The sequence below is a fragment of the Streptomyces sp. SID13666 genome, from assembly GCF_010548325.1.
Lineage (GTDB): Bacteria > Actinomycetota > Actinomycetes > Streptomycetales > Streptomycetaceae > Actinacidiphila > Actinacidiphila fildesensis.
Map to the genome: position 1 here is coordinate 162,163 of NZ_JAAGLX010000006.1, position 24,318 is coordinate 186,480.

Here is a 24,318-nt window from a genome sequence, read left to right on the forward strand (position 1 = left end):
AGGAAGAAACAGCATGTCCGCTGTGGAGAACCTCGCTGCCGTCTCCGGCTCCCTCGGCTCGATCGGCTACGGCCTCGCGGCCATCGGCCCCGGCATCGGTATCGGCATCATCTTCGGTAACGGCACGCAGGCCCTGGCCCGCCAGCCCGAGGCCGCCGGCCTGATCCGTCAGAACCAGATCCTCGGCTTCGCGTTCTGTGAGGCACTCGCGCTGATCGGCATCGTCATGCCGTTCGTGTTCGGCAAGTAATCAGCCGACGCATCTTCGACGAAAGGCACTGATGTGAACCCCCTGGTTCAGCTCGCTGCGGAGGAGGCGGAAAACCCCCTCATCCCGCCGATCCCCGAGCTCATCATCGGGCTGATCGCCTTCGCCATCGTCTTCATTTTCCTTGCCAAGAAGCTCCTCCCGAACATCAACAAGGTTCTGGACGAGCGCCGCGAGGCCATCGAAGGCGGCATGGAGAAGGCCGAGGCCACCCAGGCCGAGGCGCAGCAGACGCTCGAGCAGTACCGCGAGCAGCTCTCCGAGGCCCGGCACGAAGCCGCGCGACTGCGCCAGGAGGCGCAGGAGCAGGGCGCCGCGCTCATCGCCGAGATGCGCGCGGAAGGCCAACGGCAGCGCGAGGACATCGTCACGGCCGGCCACGCGCAGATCGCGGCCGACCGCAAGGCAGCCGCGCAGGCGCTGCGCCAGGACGTGGGCAAGCTCGCCACCGACCTGGCCGGCAAGCTCGTCGGCGAGTCCCTCGAGGACAGCGCCCGGCAGAGCCGCACCATCGACCGTTTCCTCGACGAGCTCGAGGAGAAGGCCGAGGCCACGCGATGAACGGCGCGAGCCGCGAGGCACTGGCCGCCGGACGCGAGCAGCTCGACGCGCTGACGGACAACACGTCCGTCGACGCGGCGAAGCTCGGGGAAGAGCTGGCCTCCGTCACGGGGCTGCTCGACCGTGAGGGATCGCTGCGGCGTGCCCTGACCGACCCGGCGAAGACCGGCGAGGCCAAGGCAGGACTGGCCGAGCAGCTGCTCGGCGGCCAGATCGGCGGAGAGACCCTCGACCTCGTGTCGGGCCTGGTCCGCTCCCGCTGGTCCCGGTCGCGTGACCTGACGGACGCGGTGGAGGAGCTTTCCTACGCCGCCGACCTGGTCGCCGCCCAGCGCGCGGGCGCTCTCGACGACGTCGAGGACGAGCTGTTCCGCTTCGGCCGGATCGTCTCCGGCAGCAGCGAGCTGCGGGCCGCGCTGACCGACAAGGTCGCCGTGACCTCGGCCAAGGCCGAGCTGCTGCGCTCACTGCTCGACGGCCGGGTCAGCCCGGTCACCGAGCGACTGGTCGCCCGGCTTGTCACCCACCCGCGGGGACGTAGCCTGGAAGCAGGGCTCGAAGCCCTGTCCAAGCTGGCAGCCGCCCGCCGTAATCGGATGGTCGCGGTGGTGGTCTCGGCCGTACCGCTGACCGACCAGCAAAAGCAGCGCCTCGGCGCCGCGCTGGCCAAGCTGTACGGCCGGCAGGTGCACCTGAACCTCGACGTGGACCCGACGGTCCTCGGCGGGATCACGGTGCACGTAGGCGAAGAGGTCATCAACGGCACCATCGCCGACCGCCTCGAAGAGGCGGCCCGGCGGATGGCCGGCTGAGACCAGCCACCAACTCAAGAGCATGACCGCGGCCCGAGTTGGGCCGTAGCGAGGTGCCTGCCGGGGACGACCCCCAGGCACCCGCAGGAAACTTCGGGCCCAACAAGGAGAGCAGGGAACCCAGATGGCGGAGCTCACGATCCGGCCGGAGGAGATCCGGGACGCGCTGGAGACCTTTGTCCAGTCGTACCAGCCGGACGCCGCCTCGCGCGAGGAGGTCGGCACGGTCAGCGAGGCCGGTGACGGCATCGCGAAGGTCGAGGGTCTTCCCTCGGCCATGGCGAACGAACTGCTGAAGTTCGAGGACGGGACCCTCGGTCTCGCGCTGAACCTCGAAGAGCGCGAGATCGGCGCTATCGTCCTCGGCGAGTTCAGCGGTATCGAGGAGGGCCAGCCGGTGCGACGCACCGGAGAGGTCCTGTCCGTCGCAGTCGGCGAGGGTTACCTGGGCCGGGTCGTCGACCCGCTCGGCAACCCGATCGACGGCCTCGGCGAGATCGAGACGGACGCCCGTCGCGCCCTGGAGCTGCAGGCTCCCGGCGTCATGGTGCGTAAGTCGGTGCACGAGCCGATGCAGACCGGCCTCAAGGCCGTCGACGCGATGGTGCCGATCGGCCGCGGTCAGCGTCAGCTGATCATCGGCGACCGCCAGACGGGCAAGACCGCCCTGGCTGTCGACACGATCATCAACCAGCGTGACAACTGGCGTTCCGGCGACCCGAAGAAGCAGGTCCGCTGCATCTACGTCGCCATCGGCCAGAAGGGCTCCACCATCGCGTCCGTGCGCGGTGCGCTGGAGGAGGCGGGCGCTCTCGAGTACACGACGATCGTCGCGGCTCCGGCGTCCGACCCGGCCGGCTTCAAGTACCTCGCCCCGTACACCGGCTCGGCCATCGGCCAGCACTGGATGTACCAGGGCAAGCACGTCCTGATCGTCTTCGACGACCTGTCGAAGCAGGCCGACGCCTACCGCGCCGTCTCCCTGCTGCTCCGCCGCCCGCCGGGCCGCGAGGCGTACCCGGGTGACGTCTTCTACCTGCACTCCCGTCTCCTCGAGCGTTGCGCGAAGCTCTCGGACGCCATGGGCGCGGGTTCGATGACCGGTCTGCCGATCGTCGAGACCAAGGCGAACGACGTGTCGGCGTTCATTCCGACCAACGTCATCTCCATCACCGACGGCCAGTGCTTCCTGGAGTCCGACCTGTTCAACGCGGGCCAGCGCCCGGCGCTGAACGTCGGTATCTCGGTCTCGCGAGTCGGCGGCAGCGCGCAGCACAAGGCCATGCGCCAGGTGTCCGGCCGACTGCGTGTCGACCTCGCCCAGTACCGCGAGCTGGAGGCGTTCGCCGCCTTCGGTTCCGACCTGGACGCGGCCTCGAAGGCGCAGCTGGAGCGCGGCAAGCGGATGGTCGAGCTGCTGAAGCAGGGCCAGTACGCGCCGTACTCGGTCGAGGACCAGGTCGTCTCCATCTGGGCCGGCACCACCGGCAAGATGGACGACGTCCCGGTCGAGGACATCCGCCGCTTCGAGCGGGAGCTCCTCGACTACATGGGCCGCGAGCACAAGGGCCTGATGAACAGCATCGTCGAGGGCGCGAAGATGTCCGACGACACGCTGCAGGCGCTTGCCGAGTCCGTTGCCACCTTCAAGCAGCAGTTTGAGACGTCGGACGGCAAGCTCCTGGGTGAGGGCTGAGCATGGGAGCCCAGCTCAGGGTCTACAAGCGTCGCATCAAGTCGGTAACCGCGACCAAGAAGATCACCAAGGCGATGGAGATGATCGCCGCCTCGCGCATCGTCAAGGCGCAGCGTCAGGTGGCGGCATCGGGTCCGTACGCGACCGAGCTCACCCGCGCGGTGACCGCGGTCGCCACGGGCTCCAACACCAAGCACGCCCTGACCACCGAGGTCGAGTCGCCCACCCGGGTCGCGGTTCTGCTCATCACGAGCGACCGCGGCCTGGCCGGCGGGTACTCGTCCAACGCGATCAAGGCTGCGGACCGGCTCACCGAGCGGCTTCGCTCGGAGGGCAAGGAGGTCGACTCGTACCTCGTCGGCCGTAAGGCCGTCGCGTACTACAACTTCCGTGAGCGGAAGGTCGTGGAGTCCTGGACGGGCTTCACCGACCAGCCGTCCTACGGGGACGCCAAGGCGATCGCCGCACCGCTGATCGCGGCGGTGCAGCAGGACACGGCCGAGGGCGGTGTGGACGAGCTCCACATCGTGTTCACCGAGTTCGTCTCGATGATGCTGCAGTCGCCGGTGGACAACCGGCTGCTGCCGCTCAGCCTCGACGCGGAGGCGCTGGAGGCGCAGGAGGAGTCGCACGGCAAGGGAGAGATCCTGCCGCTGTACGACTTCGAGCCGTCGGCTGAGGGCGTCCTCGACGCCCTGCTGCCGCGGTACGTCGAGAGCCGTATCTACAACGCACTGCTGCAGGCCGCCGCTTCCGAGCACGCTGCCCGCCGTCGCGCGATGAAGTCGGCGACCGACAACGCCGGAGACCTCGTCAAGAAGCTCTCCCGGCTTGCCAACGCGGCCCGCCAGGCCGAAATCACCCAGGAAATCAGCGAGATCGTCGGTGGCGCGAGCGCCCTCGCCGACGCTAGCGCGGGGAGTGACTAACCACTATGACCACCACTGTTGAAACGGCCACGGCTACTGGCCGCGTCGCTCGGGTCATCGGCCCGGTCGTCGACGTGGAATTCCCCGTCGACGCGATGCCGGAGATCTACAACGCTCTGCACGTCACGGTCGCTGACCCGGCCGAGGACGGCAAGCTGAAGACGCTGACCCTGGAAGTCGCCCAGCACCTGGGTGACGGCCTGGTCCGCACCATCTCGATGCAGCCCACCGACGGTCTGGTCCGCCAGTCCCCGGTGACCAACACGGGCTCGGGCATCACCGTCCCCGTCGGCGACGTCACCAAGGGCAAGGTGTTCAACACCCTCGGTGAGATCCTGAACGTGGACCCGTCCACGGTCGAGATCACGGAGCGCTGGCCGATCCACCGCAAGGCCCCGGCCTTCGACCAGCTCGAGTCCAAGACCGAGATGTTCGAGACCGGCGTCAAGGTCATCGACCTGCTGACCCCGTACGTCAAGGGCGGCAAGATCGGTCTGTTCGGTGGTGCCGGTGTCGGCAAGACCGTGCTGATCCAGGAAATGATCTACCGCGTCGCCAACAACCACGACGGTGTGTCGGTGTTCGCGGGTGTCGGTGAGCGTACCCGTGAGGGCAACGACCTCATCGAGGAGATGACCGAGTCCGGCGTCATCGACAAGACCGCGCTGGTCTTCGGCCAGATGGACGAGCCCCCGGGCACCCGTCTTCGCGTGGCGCTTGCCGGTCTGACCATGGCGGAGTACTTCCGCGATGTTCAGGGCCAGGACGTGCTCTTCTTCATCGACAACATCTTCCGGTACACCCAGGCGGGCTCGGAGGTGTCCACCCTGCTCGGCCGTATGCCGTCCGCGGTGGGTTACCAGCCGAACCTGGCCGACGAGATGGGCATCCTGCAGGAGCGCATCACGTCGACCCGCGGTCACTCGATCACCTCGATGCAGGCGATCTACGTCCCCGCGGACGACCTGACCGACCCGGCCCCGGCGACGACCTTCGCCCACCTGGACGCGACGACCGTTCTGTCGCGTCCGATCTCGGAGAAGGGCATCTACCCGGCGGTCGACCCGCTGGACTCGACGTCCCGGATCCTGGACCCGCGCTACATCGCGCAGGACCACTACGACTGCGCCATGCGCGTCAAGGGCATCCTGCAGAAGTACAAGGACCTCCAGGACATCATCGCGATCCTCGGCATCGACGAGCTGGGTGAAGAAGACAAGCTCACCGTCTTCCGCGCCCGTCGGATCGAGCGCTTCCTGTCGCAGAACACCCACGTGGCGAAGCAGTTCACCGGTGTGGACGGCTCCGACGTGTCGCTCGAGGAGTCGATCACGGCGTTCAACGCCATCGCCGATGGTGATTACGACCACTTCCCCGAGCAGGCGTTCTTCATGTGCGGCGGTATCGAGGACCTGGTGCGCAACGCCAAGGAGCTCGGCGTCAGCTGAGTCCGGCGGCACGACGCGCGGGGGGTGGACGGTGCGCACGACAGCACCTTTCACCCCCTGCGCACCCGCGGGAGCGGGTCCTTGGCGGTAACGCCGGGGAAACCTCCACTATTCTTTGACCCAACACCCGCCGGAAGCGGTGGGTGCCGAACCGAGGAGCCGTCTTGGCTGAGCTGCACGTCGAGCTGGTCGCAGCGGACCGCAGTGTCTGGTCCGGCGAAGCCACCATGGTCATCGCGCGCACGCCGTCCGGTGACATCGGCGTCATGCCGGGACACCAGCCGCTGCTGGGTGTGCTGCTGTCCGGTCCCGTGACGATCCGTACGAGCGACGGTGGCACCGTGGTCGCCGCCGTACACGGTGGATTCCTCTCCTTCGCCGACAACAAGCTCTCGGTGCTCGCCGAGATCGCGGAGCTCGCCGACGAGATCGATGTCGCGCGTGCCGAGCGGGCTCTGGAGCGTTCCAAGGCCGACACCGACGCAGCCGCCGAAAGGCGCGCCGAGGTCCGGCTGGCCGCCGTTTCGAGCGGTCACTGAGCGGATATACCTGGATGCCGCGGACAGCCCATGGGGCGGTCCGCGGCTCCGGCACAGTAAGGGCAGTAGCCATTCCTAGGCGAGGAGGTCGGTGGGCGTGATCCTCGCTTTTCAGGTGTGTGGCGGGATTGTGGCAGCGGCGCTGCTGGGACTGTTCGTCTTCGGGCTCCGCCGGCGGCTGATCCAGCGCCCCGGCGGCACCTTCGACTGCAGTCTGCGACCGGCCCCGGCCGACGGGGAAGAGGTCGAGTCCACCGGCAAGGGCTGGGTCTACGGTGTGGCCCGGTACAGCGGTGACCGGATCGAGTGGTTCCGGGTCTTCTCGTACTCGCCGCGGCCGCGGCGCGTGCTGGACCGTCCCGCGATCGAGGTGCTCAGCCGCCGGCCCCCGCAGGGGCAGGAGGAGCTGGCACTGCTCTCCGACGCCACCGTGCTGCTGTGCGCGCACCGCGGCACCCGGCTGCAGCTGGCGATGAGCGAGGACGCCCTGACGGGCTTCCTGGCCTGGCTGGAGGCCGCGCCTCCCGGCCAGCGAGTCAATGTGGCTTAAATAGAGAGGCCTCGCTGTATGGGGGCACCCCCGGACGGAGTCTGGGGGAGAGTCAATGTGGCTTAGTGCTTTGCCCTCAAGCGCCGGGCGGGCTGATCATTCAGCCCGCCCGGCGCTTGAGGGTTTTCTGTGTGTCCCCGGCCGGGGACGACGGGCGGCGTGTCGGGCCCCGGCCGGGGGGCTTCTACTTGAGCCCGCTGTCCACGGACGTCATGAGGGTTCCGGTGTCACCGGACATCTCCCAGATCATCGCGCCGAGCAGGTTCTTGGACTTGATCCAGGCGCTCTTCTTGCCGATCGACCAGGTGTCGTCGAAACTCCACCACTGGCCGTTGGCGCCGGTGTAGCCGTACGTCGCCACGGACTGTTCGTCGTGGTAGACGGTGAGGCCGCCGACCGAGGCGATCAGGTTGCTGTAGCCGCGGGTGCCGGACTCCTCGGGGAACTGGCCGGGCGCGGCCCCGTTGGCCGCCTGCCATTCACCGTGCACGCCACCGTCGGTGACCTGCTGCCAGCCGCGCCCGTAGAAGGCGAGGCCGATGGTGAGCTGGCGCGGGCTGACGCCGGCGCCGAGGTACTTGTTGACGGCGCCCTCGACGCTGAAGTGCGTGGTGTACGGGTCCTGGGTGTCGGGATAGAGGTTGGCCTGGTGGCCGGTGCGGAGCGGTTCCCAGCTGTTGTCGCTGCCGGAGCCGTGGAAGTCGTACCCCTGGACGTTGGCGAAGTCCATCGACTTGAAGATGCCGTTGGCGCTGATGTCCCAGCCGAGGTCGACCTTGGCCGGGTCGGCCGGGGTGAACGCGGTGAGCAGGTACTTCTTCCCGGTGGTCGTGGTGAGCGCGTTCATCTGGGTGCGGAACTCGGCCAGCAGAGCGGTGAGGTTGGCCTTGTCCGCGGTGGAGTAGTGGTTGCCGGGGTGCCCGTCGGGCGAGCCCGGCCACTCCCAGTCGATGTCCACGCCGTCGAAGACACCGGCCGCGGAGCCGGGGCCGCCGCGTCCGTTGCTGACGGGCAGATTGCCCTTGAGGTACATGTCGATGCAGGACTGCACGAACTTCTGCCGCGAGGCCGCGGTCCTGGCGGCGTCCGAGAAGTACTTGCTGTAGGTCCAGCCGCCGATCGAGATGTTGACCTTGAGGTTCGGGTACTTGGCCTTGAGCTGCTTGATCTGGTTGAAGTTGCCGGCCAGCGGCTGGTCCCAGGTGTCGGTGCTGCCGTTGACGGACTCGCCGGCGCTGAAACCCTTCTCGTAGTCCGCCCAGGAGTCACCGGCGCCGTCCCCCTGGTTGGGGTCCTCCGGGTTGCTGGTGGTGGCCTTGGTGACGCCGTTCATGCAGGTCAGGTTGGTCGGGTCGATGTTGGAGAAGGCGTAGTTGATGTGCGTGAGCTTCGCCGCCGCGCCCGTGCTGACCAGGGACTTCACGGTGTAGCCGCGGCCGTAGATGCCCCACTGCACGAAGTAGCCGACCTTGGCGTACGTGCCGCCGGGGTCGCCGCCGCCTCCGCCGGTGGTGTGCACGATGGTCGCGTTGCCGGCCGGGCCGGTCTGGTCGATGGTGTCGCGGGCCTTGACGGTGTAGACGTAGTCGGTGCCCGCGGTCAGACCGGTGTTGGTGTAGGTGAGGCCGGTGACGGTCGCCACGGTGGTGCCGTCGCGGATGACGTCGTAGTTCTTGACGCCCTTGTCGTCGGTCGCCGCCGTCCAGGACAGGGTGGCGGAGGTGTTGGTGATGCCGCTGGCCGTGGGGGCGCCAGGGGCGGAGGGCGGGTTGTCGCCCGGCACCGTACCGCCGTCACAGGAACCGCCGTTGACCTTGCAGCCGCTCGGGCTGCCGGAGCCCGCGCCGTTGAAGCCGAAGCTCGCGCTGGCGCCGGGGGCGAGGGTGCCGTTCCAGCCCACGTTCTTGGCGGTCCAGTGGTTGGCGGTGTGGGTGACGGTCGCGTCCCAGAAGGAGGTGACCGAGGTGCCGGTCGGGTAGTCCCATTCGACGGTCCAGGAGGTGATCGTCGTCGTGCCGGTGTTCTTGATGGTCCAGCCGGCACCGAATCCGGTGCCCCAGTCGGACGATTTGGCGTAGGTCGCGGTGGCGGCCGCGGCCGCGCTCGCCTGGGTGGCCAGGCCCACGATCGCGGCCAGCGGGAGCAGCAGCGCGGTGGCGACCGCCGCTGATCTGCGCCGGATGAGCTGTGCGGTTCCTGTTCTCAAGGGTGCTCCTCGAGGTTGGGGGGAAGGGGGGAACCTGCGCCGCCCGGAGAGCACGCCCGACAGTCATTCCGACGGTGTTTCATCGCGTGATTGTCATGGTCCGCTCACCATCTGTTGTGTGGGTGAGCGTAGAAAGGTCTGGACCATAGGTCAAGAGGTCTGGACCATACCCAACTCCTGTGCCAGTACCGCCGCTTGGACCCGGCTGCGCATCTCCAGCTTCGCCAGGATCCGGCTGACGTGCGTCTTCGTCGTCGCCTCGGCCATCTCCAGCCGCACCGCGATCTCGGCGTTCGACTGCCCGCTGCCGAGACACGCCAGCACCTCGCGCTCACGGGGGGTCAGAACGTCCAGAACGGCGGGGTCGGCGGACCGCTTCGCCGGTTGCCCGGCGAACGCTCCGATGAGCCGCCGGGTGACCGCAGGGGCGATCATCCCGTCGCCGCGCGCCACCAGCCGCACCCCCTCCAGCAGCCGCTCCGCGTCGGTGTCCTTGAGCAGGAAGCCGGCGGCGCCCGCGCGCAGTGCTCCGAAGACGTACTCGTCCAGGTCGAAGGTGGTCAGCACCAGGACGTCCGCGAGCTGCTCGGCGACCACCCGCCGGGTGGCCTCGACGCCGTCGAGACGTGGCATCTGGATGTCCATCAGCACCACGTCAGGGCGCAGTTCGCGGGCCAGCAGCACCGCTTCCTCGCCGTCGGCGGCCTCGCCGACCACCTCGATGTCGGGGGCGGAGCGCAGGATCATCACCAGTCCGGCGCGCACGGCACTCTGGTCCTCGGCGACCACCACACGGATCATCCTGCTCGTCCCCCGCCGTCGAAGGGCAGGACCGCCCGCACCCGCCACACCTTGCCGTCACTGTCCGCGGCCTGCTCCAGGCCCGCCTCGAAGGAGCCGCCGAGCAGCTCCGCCCGCTCCCGCATACCGATCAGACCCGAACCGGAACCGGGCGCGCGCGGACCGTCCCGGTCGCCGAACGGGCTGCTGACGGTGGCGGTGAGGGCCCGTTCGTCCTGCTCCAGCACGACCAGGACCTCGCCGGGCGCCGCGTGCTTGAGCGCGTTGGTCAGCGACTCCTGCACGATCCGGTACGCCGCCAGCTCGACGGGGGTCGACAGCGGGGGAGCGTCGTGCGGGCGGTCGTCCCGCAGGGCGAACGTCTGCCCGCTCTCGGCGCCGCCCACGCGGGCGTGCTCCAGCAGCGCGTCCAGCGCCTTCAGCGTGGGCGCGGCAGCCGGCGCCGCGTCCCCCTCGGTGTCCCGGAGCAGCCCGATCAGCCGGCGCATCTCGGAGAGTCCCTGGACGCTGTTCTCCCGGATCACCCCGAGCGCGTCACGCGCCGGGCCCTCGCGCTTGTCGATCGACAGCGCGGCCGTGGAGTGGATGGCGATCGCGGAGAGGTGGTTGGCGACCATGTCGTGCAGCTCCCGCGCCATCCGGGCGCGCTCCGCCGTCACCGCCTGCTGCCGGTCCAGCTCGGCCAGCAGCGTCGTCTGCTCGGCCCGCAGCGTCGCCGCGTCCGCGGTGTCGCGGTGCTGGCGGACGATGATCCCGCTCCAGGCCGGGGCCACCGAGATCAGCGCGCAGATCAGGCCGCCGGAGAGCGCCTGCGCGTTGCGCTGGGTCAGCGCGAGGGTGATGGTGATCGCCGTCGTTATGACGATGCTCACGGCGGGCACGGACCGCGTCATGCGCTTCGGGCCGTACAGCACGGCCGCGTAGACGATGTCGGTGAACATCAGCACCGTGACCAGCAGCGAACCGATGATCATGTCGGCGGTCAGGGCGACGACGCCGGTGATGATCGCCACCAGCGGGGCGACCCGGCGCAGCAGTTCGCAGCCGGCCATGAGCGCCAGCGGCAGCAGCGTCCCCCAGGCCGGGACCTGCGGCGCCCGGCCCGAATGCGTGTAGAGGCCGAACGACCACATCACCAGCCCGCCGAGCAGCCCGGCGGCGGCGATCCGCACATCGACCGGATGCGGGCGGGGGAGGGCGAGCGGCATGACTCCATCACAGCATGCCGCGGGGGTCCGGGCGTCGTCCGCCGGTCGTAGGCCGGTACATCGAAGGATGCAGACGCGGATCGTCAGGTGCGACGACGTAACCGGGCGGGACGCCCGCGAGGCTGGAGGAAATCGAGGGAAAGGTGTCAGGTAATGATCATCACCGTGATCGTCGCGTGCGAGATCGGCTTCTGGCTGGTGCTGGCGGCCGGGCTCGTCCTGCGCTATCCGCTGCGGCGGCCGAAGGCCGGTGCGGTGGTCCTGGCCTGCGTGCCGCTGGTGGACGTGGTGCTGCTCGCCGCCACCGTCCTCGACCTGCGCGCGGGCGCCACCGCCGACTGGAAGCACGGGCTGGCCGCCGCCTACATCGGCTTCTCGATCGCCTACGGCCACTCCATGGTGACGTGGGCCGACGGCCACTTCGCCCACCGCTTCGCCGGCGGACCGAAGCCGGCCGGGGCGCCCAAGTACGGCAGGGCGCGCGCTGTCCACGAGTGGCGGATCCTCGCCCGCACGGCGCTTGCGGCGGTCATCGCCGTGGTGCTGTTGCAGGCGGCCGTCCGGGCGGTCGGCGACGCGGACCGGACGGCCGCGCTGACGCAGTGGCAGCTGCGGATGGCGATGATCACCGGCATCAACCTGGTCATCGCCGCCAGCTACACGATCTGGCCGAAGCGCGAGCGCGCCGCGATCCGCGGGTGAGCTCTCACCCTTCGGCACTCTCCGCCCGTGACCGGATGCCGGCCGCCGTTTCCCGCTCCCGGTCCGTGAACGGACCGTGGTCCCTCTCGTAGGCGGCGAGGTGGCGCGAGGTCATGCGGTCGCGCAGTCGGGGCTCTTCCGCGGCGCTGGGCACCGTGTGCCCGTAGGTTGCAGGAGCTTGGTCGGGGCTGCCTCATCGCCGCCGCCTCCCACGGAGGTCACCGCTCGCCGCCTGGCACCCACAGCACGTCGCCGTGCTCCTTGTTGGCCGTCCGCGCCAGGATGAACAGCAGGTCCGACAGCCGGTTGAGGTACGTCGCGGTGAGCGGGTTCATGATCTCGCCGTACTGCTCCAGCGCCACCCACGTCGAGCGCTCCGCGCGCCGGACCACCGTGCAGGCGGCGTGCAGCAGGGCCGCCCCCGCCGTCCCGCCGGGCAGGATGAAGCTGCGGAGCTTCTCCAGCTCCTCCAGGAAGCGGTCGCAGTCGCCCTCCAGCTTGTCGATGTACGACTGCTCGACGCGCAGCGGCGGGTACTTCGGGTCCTCGGCCACCGGCGTGGCGAGGTCCGCACCGACATCGAAGAGATCGTTCTGCACTCGGGTGAGGACCGTGGAGACCTCCGCCGGCAGTGAGCCCAGCGCGATGGCCACCCCGATGGCGGCGTTCGCCTCGTTGGTGTCCGCGTAGGCCGAGATCCGTACATCGGTCTTGGCGGTGCGGCTCATGTCACCGAGGGCGGTCGTGCCGGTGTCCCCGGTGCGGGTGTAGATGCGCGTCAGATTGACCATACGGCCGAGCGTAGTCACGCACCGGCTCTGGTGAAGACCCGTGTGCCCACCGTCACGGACACCACCGCGAACGCGATGGCGACCAGCGCGCCCACGCCGACCGTGCCCGTCCAGTAGTCGCCGACGAAGGCGGCCCTGACGGCGTCCACGAGATAGCGGAACGGCACGAAGTGCGAGACGACGTTCAGCCACTGGGGAGCCAGCGACATCGGGAGCAGCAGGCCGGAGAGCAGCATCGCGGGCATGTTGACGGCGTTGATGACCGGGGCGAACTCCTGCGGGGTGTTGACGCGCATCGCGAAGGCGTACGACAGCGAGGCCAGCGAGATCGTCAGCAGCCCGGTGAACAGGAAGCCGACGACCGCGCCCAGGACCGGGGTGCGCAGCCCCAGCGCCACCGCGGCCAGCACCAGGACCAGCGACTGGACGAACAGCAGGAGCACGTCCTTCAGAGTGCGCCCCAGCAGCAGCGCGAGCCGGCTGACCGGTGTGACCCGCATCCGCTCGACGATCCCGTTCTGCTTCTCGATCAGGATGGCGAATCCGCAGAACGCGGCGCTGAACAGGCCGAGTTGGATCATCAGGCCGGGTACGAGGGTCTGCCAGGCGTCGCCCTTGCCGCCGAGCGGCAGGTCCCGCAGCAGGGGCCCGAAGAAGAACAGATAGAGCAGCGGCATGAGCAGACCGAAGACCAGCCCGAGACGGGAGCGCACGGTCTGCCGGAGATAGCGGTTGAAGATCAGCGCGGTGTCGGACAGCAGATGGGAGAGCCGGGCGGTGGGGCTGGTCGTGGGGGCGGGGGCGGTGACGGTGGTGGACGACATGGCGGGGCTCCGGATCAGACGGCGACGGGCGTGGTGTCCTGGGGCGCGCTGCGCCCGGTGATGGCGAGGAACGCGTCCTGCAGCGTCGCGCCGGGCGAGCCGGCGTACTCGGCCTTGAGGGCCCGCGGGGTGCCCTCGGCGACGATCCGTCCGTGGTCGACGACCACCAGCCGGTCGGCGAGCGCGTCCGCCTCGTCGAGGTAGTGGGTGGTGAGGAAGACCGTCGTGCCGTGCTCGGCGCGGATGGTGCGCACCAGGTCCCACAGGTCGGCCCGGCTGCCCGGGTCGAGTCCGGTGGTCGGCTCGTCGAGGAAGAGGATCTGCGGCCGGTGGGTGAGTCCCATGGCGATGTCCAGCCGGCGGCGCTGACCGCCGGACAGGGCGGCGCACTTGCGGTCGAGCAGCCCGTCGAGGCCGAGTTGGCCGGCGAGCTCCGTGGCGCGGGCGGTGGCCTCGTCCTTGGCCAGCCGGTACATCCGGCCCTGGGTGACGAGCTCCTCGCGGACCGAGATCGCCGGGTCGACGCCGCCGGCCTGGGCGACGTAGCCGATCCGCTCACGCACCCCCGAGGGGTCGCGGGCGAGATCGCGGCCGGCGACCGTGGCGCTGCCGCCGGTGGGGGCGAGGAGCGTGGTGAGCATCCGCAGGGTGGTGGTCTTGCCCGCGCCGTTGGGCCCGAGGAAGCCGATGATCTCGCCGCGTTCGACGGTGAGATCGATGCCGCGGACGGCCTCGACGGGTCCGCGCTTGGTCTGGAAGGTCCGGGCGAGCCCGGCGGTCCTGATGATCGGGGTCGGCATGGCCCCAGAAAATCAGAGTGATGGAAAAATTGCAACGGCTCCAAAATTGCTATGACACCACCAAAGCTAGACTGCGGTCATGGACGACGGGACAGCGCAGGGCGGCGAGCAGCGGGCCGAGGGGCTGCGGGAGCGCAAGAAGCGACAGACCCGGCAGTACATCTCCGACGTGGCCACCGGGCTCTTCCTCAAGCGCGGGTTCGACGAGGTGACGATCGCCGAGATCGCCGACGCGGCCGATGTGTCGGTCAACACCGTCTACAACTACTTCCCCGACAAGGCGGACCTGTTCTTCGACCGGCACGACGCGGTCGTGGAGCGGCTCTCCGGCATCGTGCGCGGCCGGCGGCCCGGCGAGTCCGCGGCCGGAGCCGTCGTCCGCGCGCTGCGCGACGAGCTGGTCATGGTCTCGCCCTCGCTCGGCCTGATCCCCGGTTACGCCGGCTTCATGCGGATCTGCCACTCCTCGCCCACGCTGATGGCCAAGGTCTGGCGGATGCAGAACCTCGCGCAGGACGACCTGACCCGCACCCTGGAGCGGGAAACCGGCGCGGACCGGGGCGATCTGATGCCCGAACTGGTAGCCGGTCAGATCGCCTGGCTGCAGAACACGGTGATGCGCGGCATCGGCCGCGCGATGGCCGACGGCGGCGAGCCCAACGAGGTCTCGCGGGCGGTTCTGGTCAAACTGGACGCCATGGAAGCCCTGCTGAGCGACGAGATCCTCAACTATGCGACGAAAGACACAGAGTGACCCGCCTCTCTTCCTACTGCGCCGGGGTGTGAGCGGGCGTTAAGGTCCGGCCAGAATCCCCGAACGTAAAGGTGTGTGTCGTGGCGAAGAAGCTCGCCGTCATCGGAGCCGGTCTCATGGGCTCCGGCATCGCCCAGGTATCGGCGGCAGCCGGTTACGACGTGGTGCTGCGTGACGTCACGGACGAGGCGCTCGCCCGCGGTCTGGGCGGTATCCAGGCCTCGTACGGGAAGTTCGTCGCCAAGGGGAAGATGACCGCCGAGGACGCCGAGGCGGCGCTCGCCCGGATCACCGCCACCACCGAGCTGGAAGCCGTCGCCGACGCCGACATCGTCGTCGAGGCGGTGTTCGAGAAGATCGAGGTCAAGCAGGAGATCTTCCGGGCGCTCGACAAGATCGCCCGGCAGGACGCCATCCTCGCCTCCAACACCTCCGCCATCCCGATCACCAAGATCGCGGCGGTCACGGAGCGCCCGGAGCGCGTCGTCGGCACCCATTTCTTCTCGCCGGTACCGCTGATGCAGCTGTGCGAACTCGTGCGCGGCTACAAGACCAGTGACGAGACGCTGGCCGCCGCCAAGGCCTTCGCCGAGGAGATCGGCAAGACCTGCATCGTCGTCAACCGCGATGTGGCGGGCTTCGTCACCACCCGGCTGATCTCGGCGCTCGTCGTCGAGGCGGCCAAGCTCTACGAGTCCGGGGTCGCGTCGGCCGAGGACATCGACATCGCCTGCAAGCTCGGCTTCGGCCACGCGATGGGTCCGCTGACCACCGCGGACATGACCGGCGTCGACATCCTGCTGCACGCCACCGGCAACATCTACGCCGAGTCGCAGGACGAGAAGTTCGCCGCACCGGAGATCATGCGCCGCATGGTCGACGCCGGCGATCTGGGCCGGAAGAGCGGACAGGGCTTCTACACGTACTAACCCTTTTCACTCCCAGGAGTGAATTCGGTATCGGTTCGCTCACAGACGGCAACGTTTATATGCGACGAACCGTCAGTTGTGGTGAGCCATCGCGGAACCCATCACACCATCACTCCAACGGGAGCGATTTATGCATATCCAGGGCGACCATGCCGAGCTGGTCGTCGGAGGCCGTCTCGACGTCCGCAGCGCGGCGGACGCCCGTACCGTCCTGCACACCGCCGTGGACTCCGGTTGCGGCGATCTTGTGCTGGACCTGACAGCATTGGATTCGTGGGACGCCGCGGGGCTGGGCGTGATCATGGGAGCGCACCGAAGGGCGGGCCGGGTCAACCGACGGCTCGTACTGCGGGGCGTTCCGCCACAGATGCAGCGGCTGCTCGTAGCCACACGACTGCACCGAATCCTGGCGATCGAGGCTGAAAGGTGATGTAAGGGGAGCGCAACTCCCCTGCCCTTCGGCAATACTGTCCGGGGCTTTAGAGTTCGGTTTCCGGCCTGCCACTCGGTGGGTCGAGGAGGGGAACCGGACCGGTCCGGCTAAGCGGACTACGGTGGTCCGACACGACCCCGTACGCGACGCATATGGGGGGCGGAAACAATGGACCCACACTCCGGTCGACCAGACGATCTCGCGGTACCAGAGCCCGAGACGGGTGCCGCCGACGAGACCATGGCGCTGGCGCGCATACCGCGCCCGCCGCGCGAGCCTGCCCCCGTCTTCGGCGGGGAGACCCTGTGGCCCGAAGGGGACCCGGGTCGCCCCGGTCCCGCCCGGGTCGTCCAGGTGGTCGCCGGCGACTTCCTGCTCACCGTCAACCCGGTGGACGGCAGCGAAGTCGCGCAGTGCCCGCCGGAGGAGCGGCGCGCTCCCGTGCGCCGCACCCCGCAGGACCGGCTGCGGCAGGCGAAGGACCGCCGCCCGCAGCTGCCCCCGGGCCCGCGTGCGCCCGAGCTGCCGCTGCTGGAGCGCGAAGAGGAACGGGAGCGGCTCGTCCGGTTGCTCGCCCGCGGCCGCTCCGTGCGGGTCACCGGCCCCTCCGGCGCCGGCCGCAGTTCGCTGCTGGACGTCGTCGCCGACGCCTGCGCCGACCTCGCGCCCGACGGGATACTGCGGCTGTCCGGCTACCGCCGCACCTCCGCCGACCTGCTGCAGGACCTCTTCTCCCTCGTCTACGAGGTCGACGGGTACCGCCCCGACCGCCCGCGGCTCCTGGAGCTGCTGAGCGACGTCGGCGCGATCGTCGTCCTGGACGACCTGGAATTCGGCGGCGCCGCGCTCGAAGAGCTGCTGAACGCCGTGCCGGAGTGCGCCTTCCTGATCACCGCGACCCCGGACGTCGCCGCCCCCGCGTCCGACTCGCTGATCGAAGAGGTCTTCCTGCCCGGCCTCACCCGCGTCGCGTGCCTGGCTCTGCTGGAGCACGTCGTGGAGCGCCCGCTCGACGAGGAGGAGGCCGCCTGGGCGGCAGACCTGTGGTTCGAGTCCGAGGGTCTGCCGCTGCGTTTCTTCCAGGCCGGTGCGCTGCTGCGGCAGCGCGACGTCCTGCGCAACCCGATCGAGGCCGAGCAGGAGTGGGACGACTCGGTCTGGACCTCGGGCTCAGGGCCCGAGGCCGACGGCCCGTTCGACGCCGAGCCCGCCGGTCGTATACCGCTGCCGTCGCTCGCCGAGAGCGCCGCGCCCGCCGAACTGCTCGCGTCCCGGCTGAGCGAGGCGGCCCAGCAGGCGCTGGACTTCGCCGTCGCGCTCGACGGCGAATGCCCGCACCCTTCGCACCTGCCCGCGCTCGTGGGCGACACCCACGGTGACGCCGCGCTCGGCGAGATAGCCGCCTGCGGCCTCGCCGTCCCCGTCGCCTCGCACTACCGGCTCGCCGCCGGGGTGCGTCAGCAGCTGTCCGTAGGACTCTCCACGGAGGCGGAGGACACCGCCCTCGCCCTCGCCGCGGCCCAGCACTACGCCTGGTGGGCGGGCCACCCCTCGGTCGCCCCGGAGCGGGCCGCCACCGAGGCCGAGGCGATCCTCGCCGCGATGGCCGCCTGCCGCGACGCCGGACACCCCAGCAACGCCGTCCTCCTCGCCCGCACCGCGGCCCCCGCGTTCGCCGGCGCGCTGCACTGGAGCGCCTGGGAGCGGGCACTGCGGATCGGGCAGGAATCGGCCCGGCTGGCCGGGGAAGTGGCCGAAGAGGCGTACTTCCATCACGAGTTGGGCGTCCTCGCACTCTGCACCGGCAGCCTCGACCGGGCCCGGGCCGAGCTGGAGGCCTCCATAGCCCTGCGCGGGGCGCTCGCCGACCGCCAGGGCACCCTGGTGGGCCGCAGGACCCTCGCGCTCGTCAACGACCGTTCCAGCGGCTCCGTGGCGCTCACGCTGCCGGGCGCCGGCCTGGAGATACCCGGCGCCGGCCCGGACTCGCACCTCGCGGCGTCCGCCGCGCCCGGCCGCGATTCCTACGAACCGCCCGTCACGGTCATCAGCAAGCGGCTCGCCGCGGGCGGCCCGCCGGCCCGCAGGACCGCACGGACCGTCTTCGGAAACTCCCGCCGCAACCTCCTCGCCGCGGGCGCGGGCGCCGCACTGGCGGCGATCATCGGCACGGTCGTCACGCTCGGCACCTCGGCGGGCAGCAGCGAGAACCGCAACGTGCCGAACAACGTGAAGCCCGTCGAGTCCGCCCAACCGGACGACCAGAACGCGGGCCTCCCCGCCGACCAGCAGACCTCCGACGGCACCACGTCGACGAAACCGGGCACCCCGACCACGGGCACGGCCCCGACGACCCCGGGCGGAGCGCCCGCTACGTCGGGCAAGCCGGGTACGGGCAAGCCGAGCACCCCGGGGTCGGGCGGCACCAGCGGATCGTCCTCCAGCGGGACGGGCGGTACCTCCGGCGCTGCCGGCGGGGCCGCAGGGGGAGGCACGTCGACAGGTGCGACCGGCGGCACCTCGTCCGGCACTTCGACCGGAACGTCGACCGGGACCAGCACGGGAACGAGCACCGGCACCTCGACCGGAACGTCGACCGGGACCAGCACGGGAACGAGCACCGGCACCTCGACCGGAACGTCGACCGGGACCACCACAGGTACGACCGGTGATCCCACCGGCGGCACGTCGACCGGGACCACCACGGGTACGACGGGTGATCCCACCGGCGGCACGTCGACCGGGACCACCACGGGTACGACCGGTGACCCCACCGGCGGCACCTCCACCGGCACTGGCGGCTAGGACGTAACGCGAAGGCCCCGGCCCCCGGACGTTCGCCCGGGTCGGGGCCCAGCGCGCCTAGCGTGATCCGCTCGTGAGCGGAACGGCCTGCGATCAGAACAGGCGGAGTTTGTCGTCCTCGATGCCGCGCATCGCGTCGTAGTCCAGGACGACGCAGCCGATGCCGCGGTCGGTGGCCAGGACGCGGGCCTGGGGCTTGATTTCCTGGGCGGCGAAGACGCCCTTCACCGGGGCGAGGTGCGGGTCGCGGTTCAGGAGTTCGAGGTAGCGGGTGAGCTGCTCGACGCCGTCGATGTCACCGCGCCGCTTGAGCTCGACCGCGACCGTGACGCCTTCGGCGTCCCGGCAGAGGATGTCGACCGGGCCGATCGCCGTCATGTACTCGCGCCGGATCAGGGTCCAGCCCGCACCCAGTACTTCCATGCGGTCCGCGAGCAGCTCCTGGAGGTGGGCCTCGACGCCGTCCTTGATGAGGCCGGGGTCGATCCCGAGCTCGTGCGAGGAGTCGTGGAGGACCTCCTCGATGGTGATGATCAGCTGCTCACCGGCCTTGTTCACCACCGTCCAGACACCGTCGTCGCCCACCTTGAGGGTGCACGGCGGGGACATCCAGTTGAGCGGCTTGTAGGCGCGGTCATCGGCGTGGATGGAGACCGAACCGTCAGCCTTCACGAGGAGCAGACGGGTCGCCGACGGAAGGTGGGCGGAGAGCTTGCCCGCGTAGTCCACGGAGCAGCGGGCAATGACGAGGCGCATGGTGGGCAACGCTACTCGACGCCCCGCCCCGTGCGCGATTCGCCCTCAAGAGGAGGGTCCGGGCGACTGTTGAAAATTGGCCGGTTGTGGGCGCTACCTCCTGGTGCGCCAGGACCGTGCCGCCTACCGTTGTATGTGGAAGCCGTCGTGCGGGAGAAGCTCGGCCGGTTTCCGGTCCATGTCCGTCTGGCCCCGCACATCGCGGGGTCACGAGAGGAGTACCCATGTCGCTCGACGTCTCACCGGCCCTCCTCGAACAGGCCGAGCGAGGCGAGGTCGACGAGAAGGAATTCGTCGACTGCGTCCGGACCTCCCTGCCGTACGCATGGGAGATGATCAGTTCACTGGTGGCGCAACTCAAGGTTGACGGTGGTTCCTTCGCCGACAACCAGGTGCCGCCGCCGGACGAACAGGCGCGCGGTCAACTGCTGCGCGCGCTGGCGAGTGACGCGATACGCGGTGCCCTGCAGCGCCATTTCGGGGTCCGACTCGCGTTCCAGAACTGCCACCGGGTAGCGGTTTTCCCGCTCGACCCGGCCGTTGACGGGAGTTACGGGAAGTTTACGTCCGTTCGCTCCCAACTGCTCAACCAGTCACCGGAGTTCAGGGACTGCTGATCCTCGTGTGACAGCGGTTCACGTGCTCCCGCCTCCGGTTCAGGCCAATTGCGGGAGCACGTCGCTGCCCAGTCGCATGACATTCTCCTCGGTGACAGCCAGATCTCCCGAACCCTCCACCAGCAGTGCGAAGCGGGTGATCCCGGTCCGCTCGGAGGTGGCCGCCAGCCGGTCGGCGCAGAGCTGGGCCGTACCCACCGGGTGGAGATCGCAGAGCAACTCCGTGTAGCTGAGCGGGTTCCGCATCGCGCGGGCGCTGCCGTCCACGGTCTGATGGGCCGCCAGCCCGTGTTGCAGCCAGCCGGGCATCGCTTTGACCAGCGCCTCGACCGCGTCCTCACGGCTGTCGGCGATCTGGACGACGCCCGCCGACACATGTTCGGCGCCGGCCGCCGCGACGACCTCGGGGGAGAGCCCCGCGGCCCGCGCCGTGAGCTGCCAGAGCTCGACCATCCCGGCCTTCTCCTCGTCGCCGCAGTGCATCCCGAGCAGCATCGGCAGACCGCGTTCCGCGGCCAGCCGGACGGAGTTGGGGGAGGTGCAGGCGACCACCACCGGGGGTCCCGGCTCGTCGAGCTCGTCGGGGCGCGGGACGACGGGCACCTCGCGGAACGCGTAGCGCGGCCCGTCCGCCCCGACCCGGGGCTCGCGCAGCCAGCGCATCAGCAGGTCGAGTGATTCCGGGAAGCCGTGCTCGAAGGCCTCGATGCCGGCGCCGAAGACCTCCAGGTCCACCCAGGGGCCGCCGCGCCCGACACCGAGGGTGAAACGGCCGCCGGAGGCTATGTGCAGCAGTGCCGCCTGCTCGCCGAGCGCCACCGGATGGGCGGTCGGCAACACGCTGACCGCCGTGCCGACCCCGATGGTGCTGGTGCGACCCAGCAGAAACGCAGCGAGCGTCACCGCGGACGGGCAGACTCCGTACGGAACGAAATGGTGCTCGGCCAGCCATACGGCGTCCAGCCCCGCGGACTCGGCCAGCTCGGCCGACCGTACGGCCCGGTGCAGCACCTCACCCTGGCCCTGGCCGGGGAACTGCGCCGCGAGAACAAAAGTCCCAACACGCATTGGTCACTCCCTCCTCTACAGGCACTAACGCTTGACACGTGCCAAAGGCACGGCCTACCGCAGCGATTTCATGATTTTCGGCAGTGGATGTCGGACAGGGCCGGGTGGGAGCGGGATCGGAGGTACGTCCGCCTCATGACCCGCCGCGTACTCTGGAACGAGCTGCCCCGATCCGACCGAACCGCGAGGTGTCCCATGTCGCCGCGTCGAAACCACCCGCGCGGTGGTGACAGCCCCGCCGACCGTCCCGGGGAGTCGGGTTCGGGCCGCGGCCCCGAGCGTACCGAGACCTGGCAGGGCGAGGAGTGGTCGGTTCGGCCGATCGCCGGAAGTGCCGCGGGCAAGAGCTACCGGTGCCCGGGGTGCGACCAGGAGATTCCGCCCGCCGTCGGCCACTTGGTGGCCTGGCCGGAGTACGGCGGGGGTGTCGACGACCGCCGGCACTGGCACCGGGCGTGCTGGAACGCGAAAGACCGCCGCACCACGAGGGTGCAGCGGTCCCGTAACGCACCGCGCTACTGAAAAAAGCGCTGTCAGACGTCCCGCTTGGCCAGTACCGCGTAGGCGCCGCCCAGGGCGATCGCCGTGATGATCGCCAGCAGCCCGAGGCCGGGCCAGCCGGTACTGGTGCCGCCGTCCATCGGGATCCGGTACATGGACGCGAGCCCGTTGAGCGCCGAGTACTTGATCAGGAAGTCGCGCAGCGAGTGCATGCTCTCGGCGAACATGAAGAGCGCGAGGATCAGCGGCAGCAGCACCACGCCCATCATGGCCGTGATCGCGCCCGCCGAGTGCCGCAGCAGGGTGCCGATCGCCAGCGAGAGCAGACCGAGCAGCGCCACGAACAGACCGGCGCCGACGGTGGCGCCCAGCCACTGGCCGCCGTGGGCGACGACCTTGCCGGCCTCGATCGAATCCCGCATCACCGAGTCCTCGTAGGCGGAGGACGGGACCTTCTGGTCCGACAGGGCCGCGGAGTTGATGAGCGCGGTGATCCCGCAGGCCGCGGTCGTCGTCACGAACGACAGGCCGAAGAAGACGATCGCCTTGGCCGTGAGCACCCGGGACCGGCTCGGGCAGGCGGTGAACGTCGTACGGATCATGCCGGTGCTGTACTCGGAGGTCACCACCAGGACGCCGAGGGTGATCACCGCGAGCTGGCCGAGCATCAGCCCGAACAGGCCGCCGCTGAGCAGCGGCGCCCCGACGTAGTCGCTGTGGGTCATCGCCAGGGTCACCAGCATGCCGATGCCGATGACGACGGCGAGCATCACGCTGAGCGTCCACACCGTGGAGCGCACCGTGCGGATCTTCGTCCACTCGGACTTCAGCGCGTGCGCGAGCGTGGTGTTCTGCACCGGGATCGGCGACGTGTACTGCTGGGCGTACGCGTAGGGAGCGCCGGGGGCGGGGACGGGGGCGGTCATCGGGCGTCCTCGCTGTCGGACTTGTTGAGGCTGGGAGCGGTGGGCGGAACCACGGGGGGCGCGGCGGGAGCGGCGGGAGCGGCCGGGGGAGCCGGCGCGGCCGGGGCGGCAGGCGCGACCGGCGGCTGCGCGGGCACGGCGGTGGTCGCCGCGTACGGCTGCGCGTAGGGCTGGGCGGGCTGCGCCGGCGGCTGGGTGTAGAGCTGCTGCTGGGCCTGCTGCGTGGGCGGATGACCCCAGCCGGCGGGCGCCTGCTGCTGGTAACCGGCCGGCGGGTAGCCGCCCTGCGGGTACTGGCCCTGCGGCGGGTAACCGGCCTGCTGGTACCCCTGCTGCGGGTGCGGGGCGGGCTGCTGCAGCCCCTGGCGCAGGTCCTCCGTGGAGCGGTAGTCCACCGCGCCGCTGGTCATCCGCATGTACGCCTCTTCCAGCGAGGCCTGGTGCGGCGACAGTTCCCAGAGGCGTACGTCGATCTCGTGCGCGAGGTCGCTGATCCGCGGCAGCTCCAGGCCGGTGACGCGCAGGGCGCCGTCCTGCTCGGGCTGCACGAGGCCGCCGGCCTCGCTGAGTGCCTTCGACAGCTTCTCGCGCATCCCGGCGTCGTCAGGGGTGCGGACCGTGGCGTGCGCGGTCGAGTTGCGGGCGATGAAGTCCTTGACGCTCATGTCGGCGAGCAGCTGCCCGCGGCCGATCACGATCAGGTGGTCGGCGGTCAGCGCCATCTCGCTCATCAGGTGGCTCGACACGAAGACCGTGCGGCCCTCGGCGGCGAGCTTCCGCATGAGGTTGCGGACCCAGAGGATGCCCTCGGGGTCCAGGCCGTTGACCGGTTCGTCGAAGAGCAGCACCTCGGGGTCGCCGAGCAGGGCGCCCGCTATGCCGAGCCGCTGGCCCATGCCGAGCGAGAAGCCCTTGGAGCGGCGCGACGCGACGTCCTGCAGCCCCACGACGCCCAGCACTTCGTCCACCCGGCGGGCCGGGATGCCGGACAGCTGCGCCAGGCACAGCAGGTGCTGGCGCGCGCTGCGGCCGCCGTGCACGGCCTTGGCGTCGAGGAGCGCACCGACCCTGCGGGGGGCGTTGGTCAGCTGCCGGTACGGCTGGCCGCCGATGGTGACACGGCCGGCCGACGGGTCGTCCAGGCCCAGGATCATCCGCATGGTGGTGGACTTGCCCGAACCGTTCGGTCCGAGGAAGCCGGTCACGGCGCCCGATCGGACCTGGAACGACAGGTTGTACACAGCCGTCTTGGCGCCATAGCGCTTGGTGAGGCCCGTTGCCTCGATCATGCTTGCCCCTCGCCTTCAACGGGGGCACGTGCCCCCGTGAGGTTTAGGAGGCTACAGGGGCCTGAACGGTTCCAGCAGGGGTGTACTTCCGGTACCCCTGCCGGT

General features: G+C 69.9%; 25 protein-coding genes. 15 read left to right on the plus strand and 10 right to left on the minus strand.

Features of this window, described 5'->3' with window-relative positions:
* The first annotated feature begins 13 nt into the window (after nucleotides 1-13).
* The 8 genes from atpE (at nucleotide 14) to G3I60_RS12425 (ending at nucleotide 6,803) form a co-directional block, all read left to right on the plus strand.
* Nucleotides 14-250 carry an ATP synthase F0 subunit C gene (gene atpE / locus G3I60_RS12390; protein ID WP_138355966.1) on the plus strand — a complete coding sequence of 79 codons (237 nt, stop codon included), beginning with the start codon at nucleotides 14-16 and terminating at the stop codon, nucleotides 248-250.
* Between the two features lie 33 nt (nucleotides 251-283).
* On the plus strand, nucleotides 284-829 hold the full coding sequence (locus G3I60_RS12395) for a F0F1 ATP synthase subunit B (RefSeq protein WP_164293363.1): 546 nt from the start codon (nucleotides 284-286) through the stop codon (nucleotides 827-829).
* Nucleotides 826-1,641 (plus strand): F0F1 ATP synthase subunit delta, encoded by an 816-nt coding sequence (locus G3I60_RS12400; RefSeq protein ID WP_164293364.1) that lies wholly within the window; start codon nucleotides 826-828, stop codon nucleotides 1,639-1,641. The genes G3I60_RS12395 and G3I60_RS12400 overlap by 4 nt, the downstream gene beginning before the upstream one ends.
* A 124-nt stretch (nucleotides 1,642-1,765) precedes the next feature.
* Nucleotides 1,766-3,337: a F0F1 ATP synthase subunit alpha gene (gene atpA / locus G3I60_RS12405; RefSeq protein WP_164293365.1), complete on the plus strand. Its 1,572-nt coding sequence runs from the start codon at nucleotides 1,766-1,768 to the stop codon at nucleotides 3,335-3,337.
* A 2-nt stretch (nucleotides 3,338-3,339) separates the two neighbouring features.
* Nucleotides 3,340-4,266, plus strand: a complete 927-nt coding sequence (locus tag G3I60_RS12410) for a F0F1 ATP synthase subunit gamma (RefSeq protein WP_164293366.1) — start codon at nucleotides 3,340-3,342, stop codon at nucleotides 4,264-4,266.
* 5 nt (nucleotides 4,267-4,271) lie between these two features.
* A complete protein-coding gene (gene atpD, locus G3I60_RS12415; RefSeq protein ID WP_164293367.1) occupies nucleotides 4,272-5,714 on the plus strand; it encodes a F0F1 ATP synthase subunit beta in 1,443 nt (480 codons plus the stop codon).
* A 143-nt stretch (nucleotides 5,715-5,857) separates the two neighbouring features.
* Nucleotides 5,858-6,253: a F0F1 ATP synthase subunit epsilon gene (locus G3I60_RS12420; protein WP_138355960.1), complete on the plus strand. Its 396-nt coding sequence runs from the start codon at nucleotides 5,858-5,860 to the stop codon at nucleotides 6,251-6,253.
* Nucleotides 6,254-6,350: 97 nt separating this feature from the next.
* Entirely contained in the window at nucleotides 6,351-6,803 is a 453-nt protein-coding gene (locus G3I60_RS12425; protein ID WP_138355959.1) for a DUF2550 domain-containing protein, read from the plus strand.
* A gap of 184 nt (nucleotides 6,804-6,987) precedes the next feature.
* Here G3I60_RS12425 and G3I60_RS12430 read toward each other — a convergent pair whose 3' ends face one another.
* The 3 genes from G3I60_RS12430 to G3I60_RS12440 all read right to left on the minus strand — a co-directional run bounded on the left by G3I60_RS12430 (nucleotide 6,988) and on the right by G3I60_RS12440 (nucleotide 11,018).
* Nucleotides 6,988-9,009 carry a glycoside hydrolase family 18 chitinase gene (locus G3I60_RS12430; protein ID WP_164293368.1) on the minus strand — a complete coding sequence of 674 codons (2,022 nt, stop codon included), beginning with the start codon at nucleotides 9,007-9,009 and terminating at the stop codon, nucleotides 6,988-6,990.
* A 150-nt stretch (nucleotides 9,010-9,159) separates the two neighbouring features.
* Entirely contained in the window at nucleotides 9,160-9,810 is a 651-nt protein-coding gene (locus G3I60_RS12435) for a response regulator transcription factor (RefSeq protein ID WP_164293369.1), read from the minus strand.
* The gene (locus G3I60_RS12440; RefSeq protein ID WP_164293370.1) at nucleotides 9,807-11,018 is read right to left on the minus strand and encodes a sensor histidine kinase; all 1,212 of its coding nucleotides are present in this window, start codon (nucleotides 11,016-11,018) and stop codon (nucleotides 9,807-9,809) included. The genes G3I60_RS12435 and G3I60_RS12440 overlap by 4 nt, the downstream gene beginning before the upstream one ends.
* A gap of 153 nt (nucleotides 11,019-11,171) precedes the next feature.
* Here G3I60_RS12440 and G3I60_RS12445 point away from each other — a divergent pair, with 153 nt between their 5' ends.
* On the plus strand, nucleotides 11,172-11,720 hold the full coding sequence (locus G3I60_RS12445) for a hypothetical protein (protein ID WP_164293371.1): 549 nt from the start codon (nucleotides 11,172-11,174) through the stop codon (nucleotides 11,718-11,720).
* Between the two features lie 218 nt (nucleotides 11,721-11,938).
* Here G3I60_RS12445 and G3I60_RS12450 read toward each other — a convergent pair whose 3' ends face one another.
* From G3I60_RS12450 to G3I60_RS12460, 3 genes are read right to left on the minus strand one after another with little or no spacing between them, the layout of a single operon-like run.
* A complete protein-coding gene (locus G3I60_RS12450) occupies nucleotides 11,939-12,511 on the minus strand; it encodes a cob(I)yrinic acid a,c-diamide adenosyltransferase (RefSeq protein ID WP_164293372.1) in 573 nt (190 codons plus the stop codon).
* Between the two features lie 14 nt (nucleotides 12,512-12,525).
* Nucleotides 12,526-13,335 (minus strand): ABC transporter permease, encoded by an 810-nt coding sequence (locus G3I60_RS12455; protein WP_164293373.1) that lies wholly within the window; start codon nucleotides 13,333-13,335, stop codon nucleotides 12,526-12,528.
* Between the two features lie 14 nt (nucleotides 13,336-13,349).
* A complete protein-coding gene (locus G3I60_RS12460) occupies nucleotides 13,350-14,135 on the minus strand; it encodes an ABC transporter ATP-binding protein (RefSeq protein WP_164293374.1) in 786 nt (261 codons plus the stop codon).
* Between the two features lie 79 nt (nucleotides 14,136-14,214).
* Between G3I60_RS12460 and G3I60_RS12465 the strand changes: the two genes are divergently transcribed.
* The 4 genes from G3I60_RS12465 (at nucleotide 14,215) to G3I60_RS12480 (ending at nucleotide 19,056) form a co-directional block, all read left to right on the plus strand.
* Nucleotides 14,215-14,889, plus strand: coding sequence for a TetR/AcrR family transcriptional regulator (locus G3I60_RS12465; RefSeq protein WP_164293375.1), 675 nt, complete (start codon nucleotides 14,215-14,217; stop codon nucleotides 14,887-14,889).
* An 80-nt stretch (nucleotides 14,890-14,969) separates the two neighbouring features.
* The gene (locus tag G3I60_RS12470) at nucleotides 14,970-15,818 is read left to right on the plus strand and encodes a 3-hydroxyacyl-CoA dehydrogenase family protein (RefSeq protein WP_164293376.1); all 849 of its coding nucleotides are present in this window, start codon (nucleotides 14,970-14,972) and stop codon (nucleotides 15,816-15,818) included.
* Nucleotides 15,819-15,948: 130 nt separating this feature from the next.
* Nucleotides 15,949-16,248, plus strand: coding sequence for an STAS domain-containing protein (locus tag G3I60_RS12475; RefSeq protein ID WP_138355950.1), 300 nt, complete (start codon nucleotides 15,949-15,951; stop codon nucleotides 16,246-16,248).
* 171 nt (nucleotides 16,249-16,419) lie between these two features.
* A complete protein-coding gene (locus tag G3I60_RS12480) occupies nucleotides 16,420-19,056 on the plus strand; it encodes an ATP-binding protein (protein WP_164293377.1) in 2,637 nt (878 codons plus the stop codon).
* A 93-nt stretch (nucleotides 19,057-19,149) separates the two neighbouring features.
* Here G3I60_RS12480 and nucS read toward each other — a convergent pair whose 3' ends face one another.
* Entirely contained in the window at nucleotides 19,150-19,812 is a 663-nt protein-coding gene (gene nucS / locus G3I60_RS12485) for an endonuclease NucS (protein ID WP_198357678.1), read from the minus strand.
* Between the two features lie 224 nt (nucleotides 19,813-20,036).
* Here nucS and G3I60_RS12490 point away from each other — a divergent pair, with 224 nt between their 5' ends.
* Nucleotides 20,037-20,429, plus strand: coding sequence for an SCO5389 family protein (locus G3I60_RS12490; protein ID WP_138357354.1), 393 nt, complete (start codon nucleotides 20,037-20,039; stop codon nucleotides 20,427-20,429).
* 39 nt (nucleotides 20,430-20,468) lie between these two features.
* Here G3I60_RS12490 and G3I60_RS12495 read toward each other — a convergent pair whose 3' ends face one another.
* Entirely contained in the window at nucleotides 20,469-21,497 is a 1,029-nt protein-coding gene (locus G3I60_RS12495) for an LLM class flavin-dependent oxidoreductase (RefSeq protein ID WP_164293379.1), read from the minus strand.
* A gap of 195 nt (nucleotides 21,498-21,692) precedes the next feature.
* Here G3I60_RS12495 and G3I60_RS12500 point away from each other — a divergent pair, with 195 nt between their 5' ends.
* Nucleotides 21,693-22,019, plus strand: coding sequence for an ATP/GTP-binding protein (locus G3I60_RS12500; protein WP_138357356.1), 327 nt, complete (start codon nucleotides 21,693-21,695; stop codon nucleotides 22,017-22,019).
* 11 nt (nucleotides 22,020-22,030) lie between these two features.
* Here G3I60_RS12500 and G3I60_RS12505 read toward each other — a convergent pair whose 3' ends face one another.
* A complete protein-coding gene (locus G3I60_RS12505) occupies nucleotides 22,031-22,924 on the minus strand; it encodes an ABC transporter permease subunit (RefSeq protein ID WP_138357357.1) in 894 nt (297 codons plus the stop codon).
* Nucleotides 22,921-24,213 carry an ABC transporter ATP-binding protein gene (locus G3I60_RS12510; protein ID WP_164293380.1) on the minus strand — a complete coding sequence of 431 codons (1,293 nt, stop codon included), beginning with the start codon at nucleotides 24,211-24,213 and terminating at the stop codon, nucleotides 22,921-22,923. Before G3I60_RS12510 ends, G3I60_RS12505 begins: the two co-directional genes overlap by 4 nt.
* Nucleotides 24,214-24,318 lie beyond the last annotated feature (105 nt).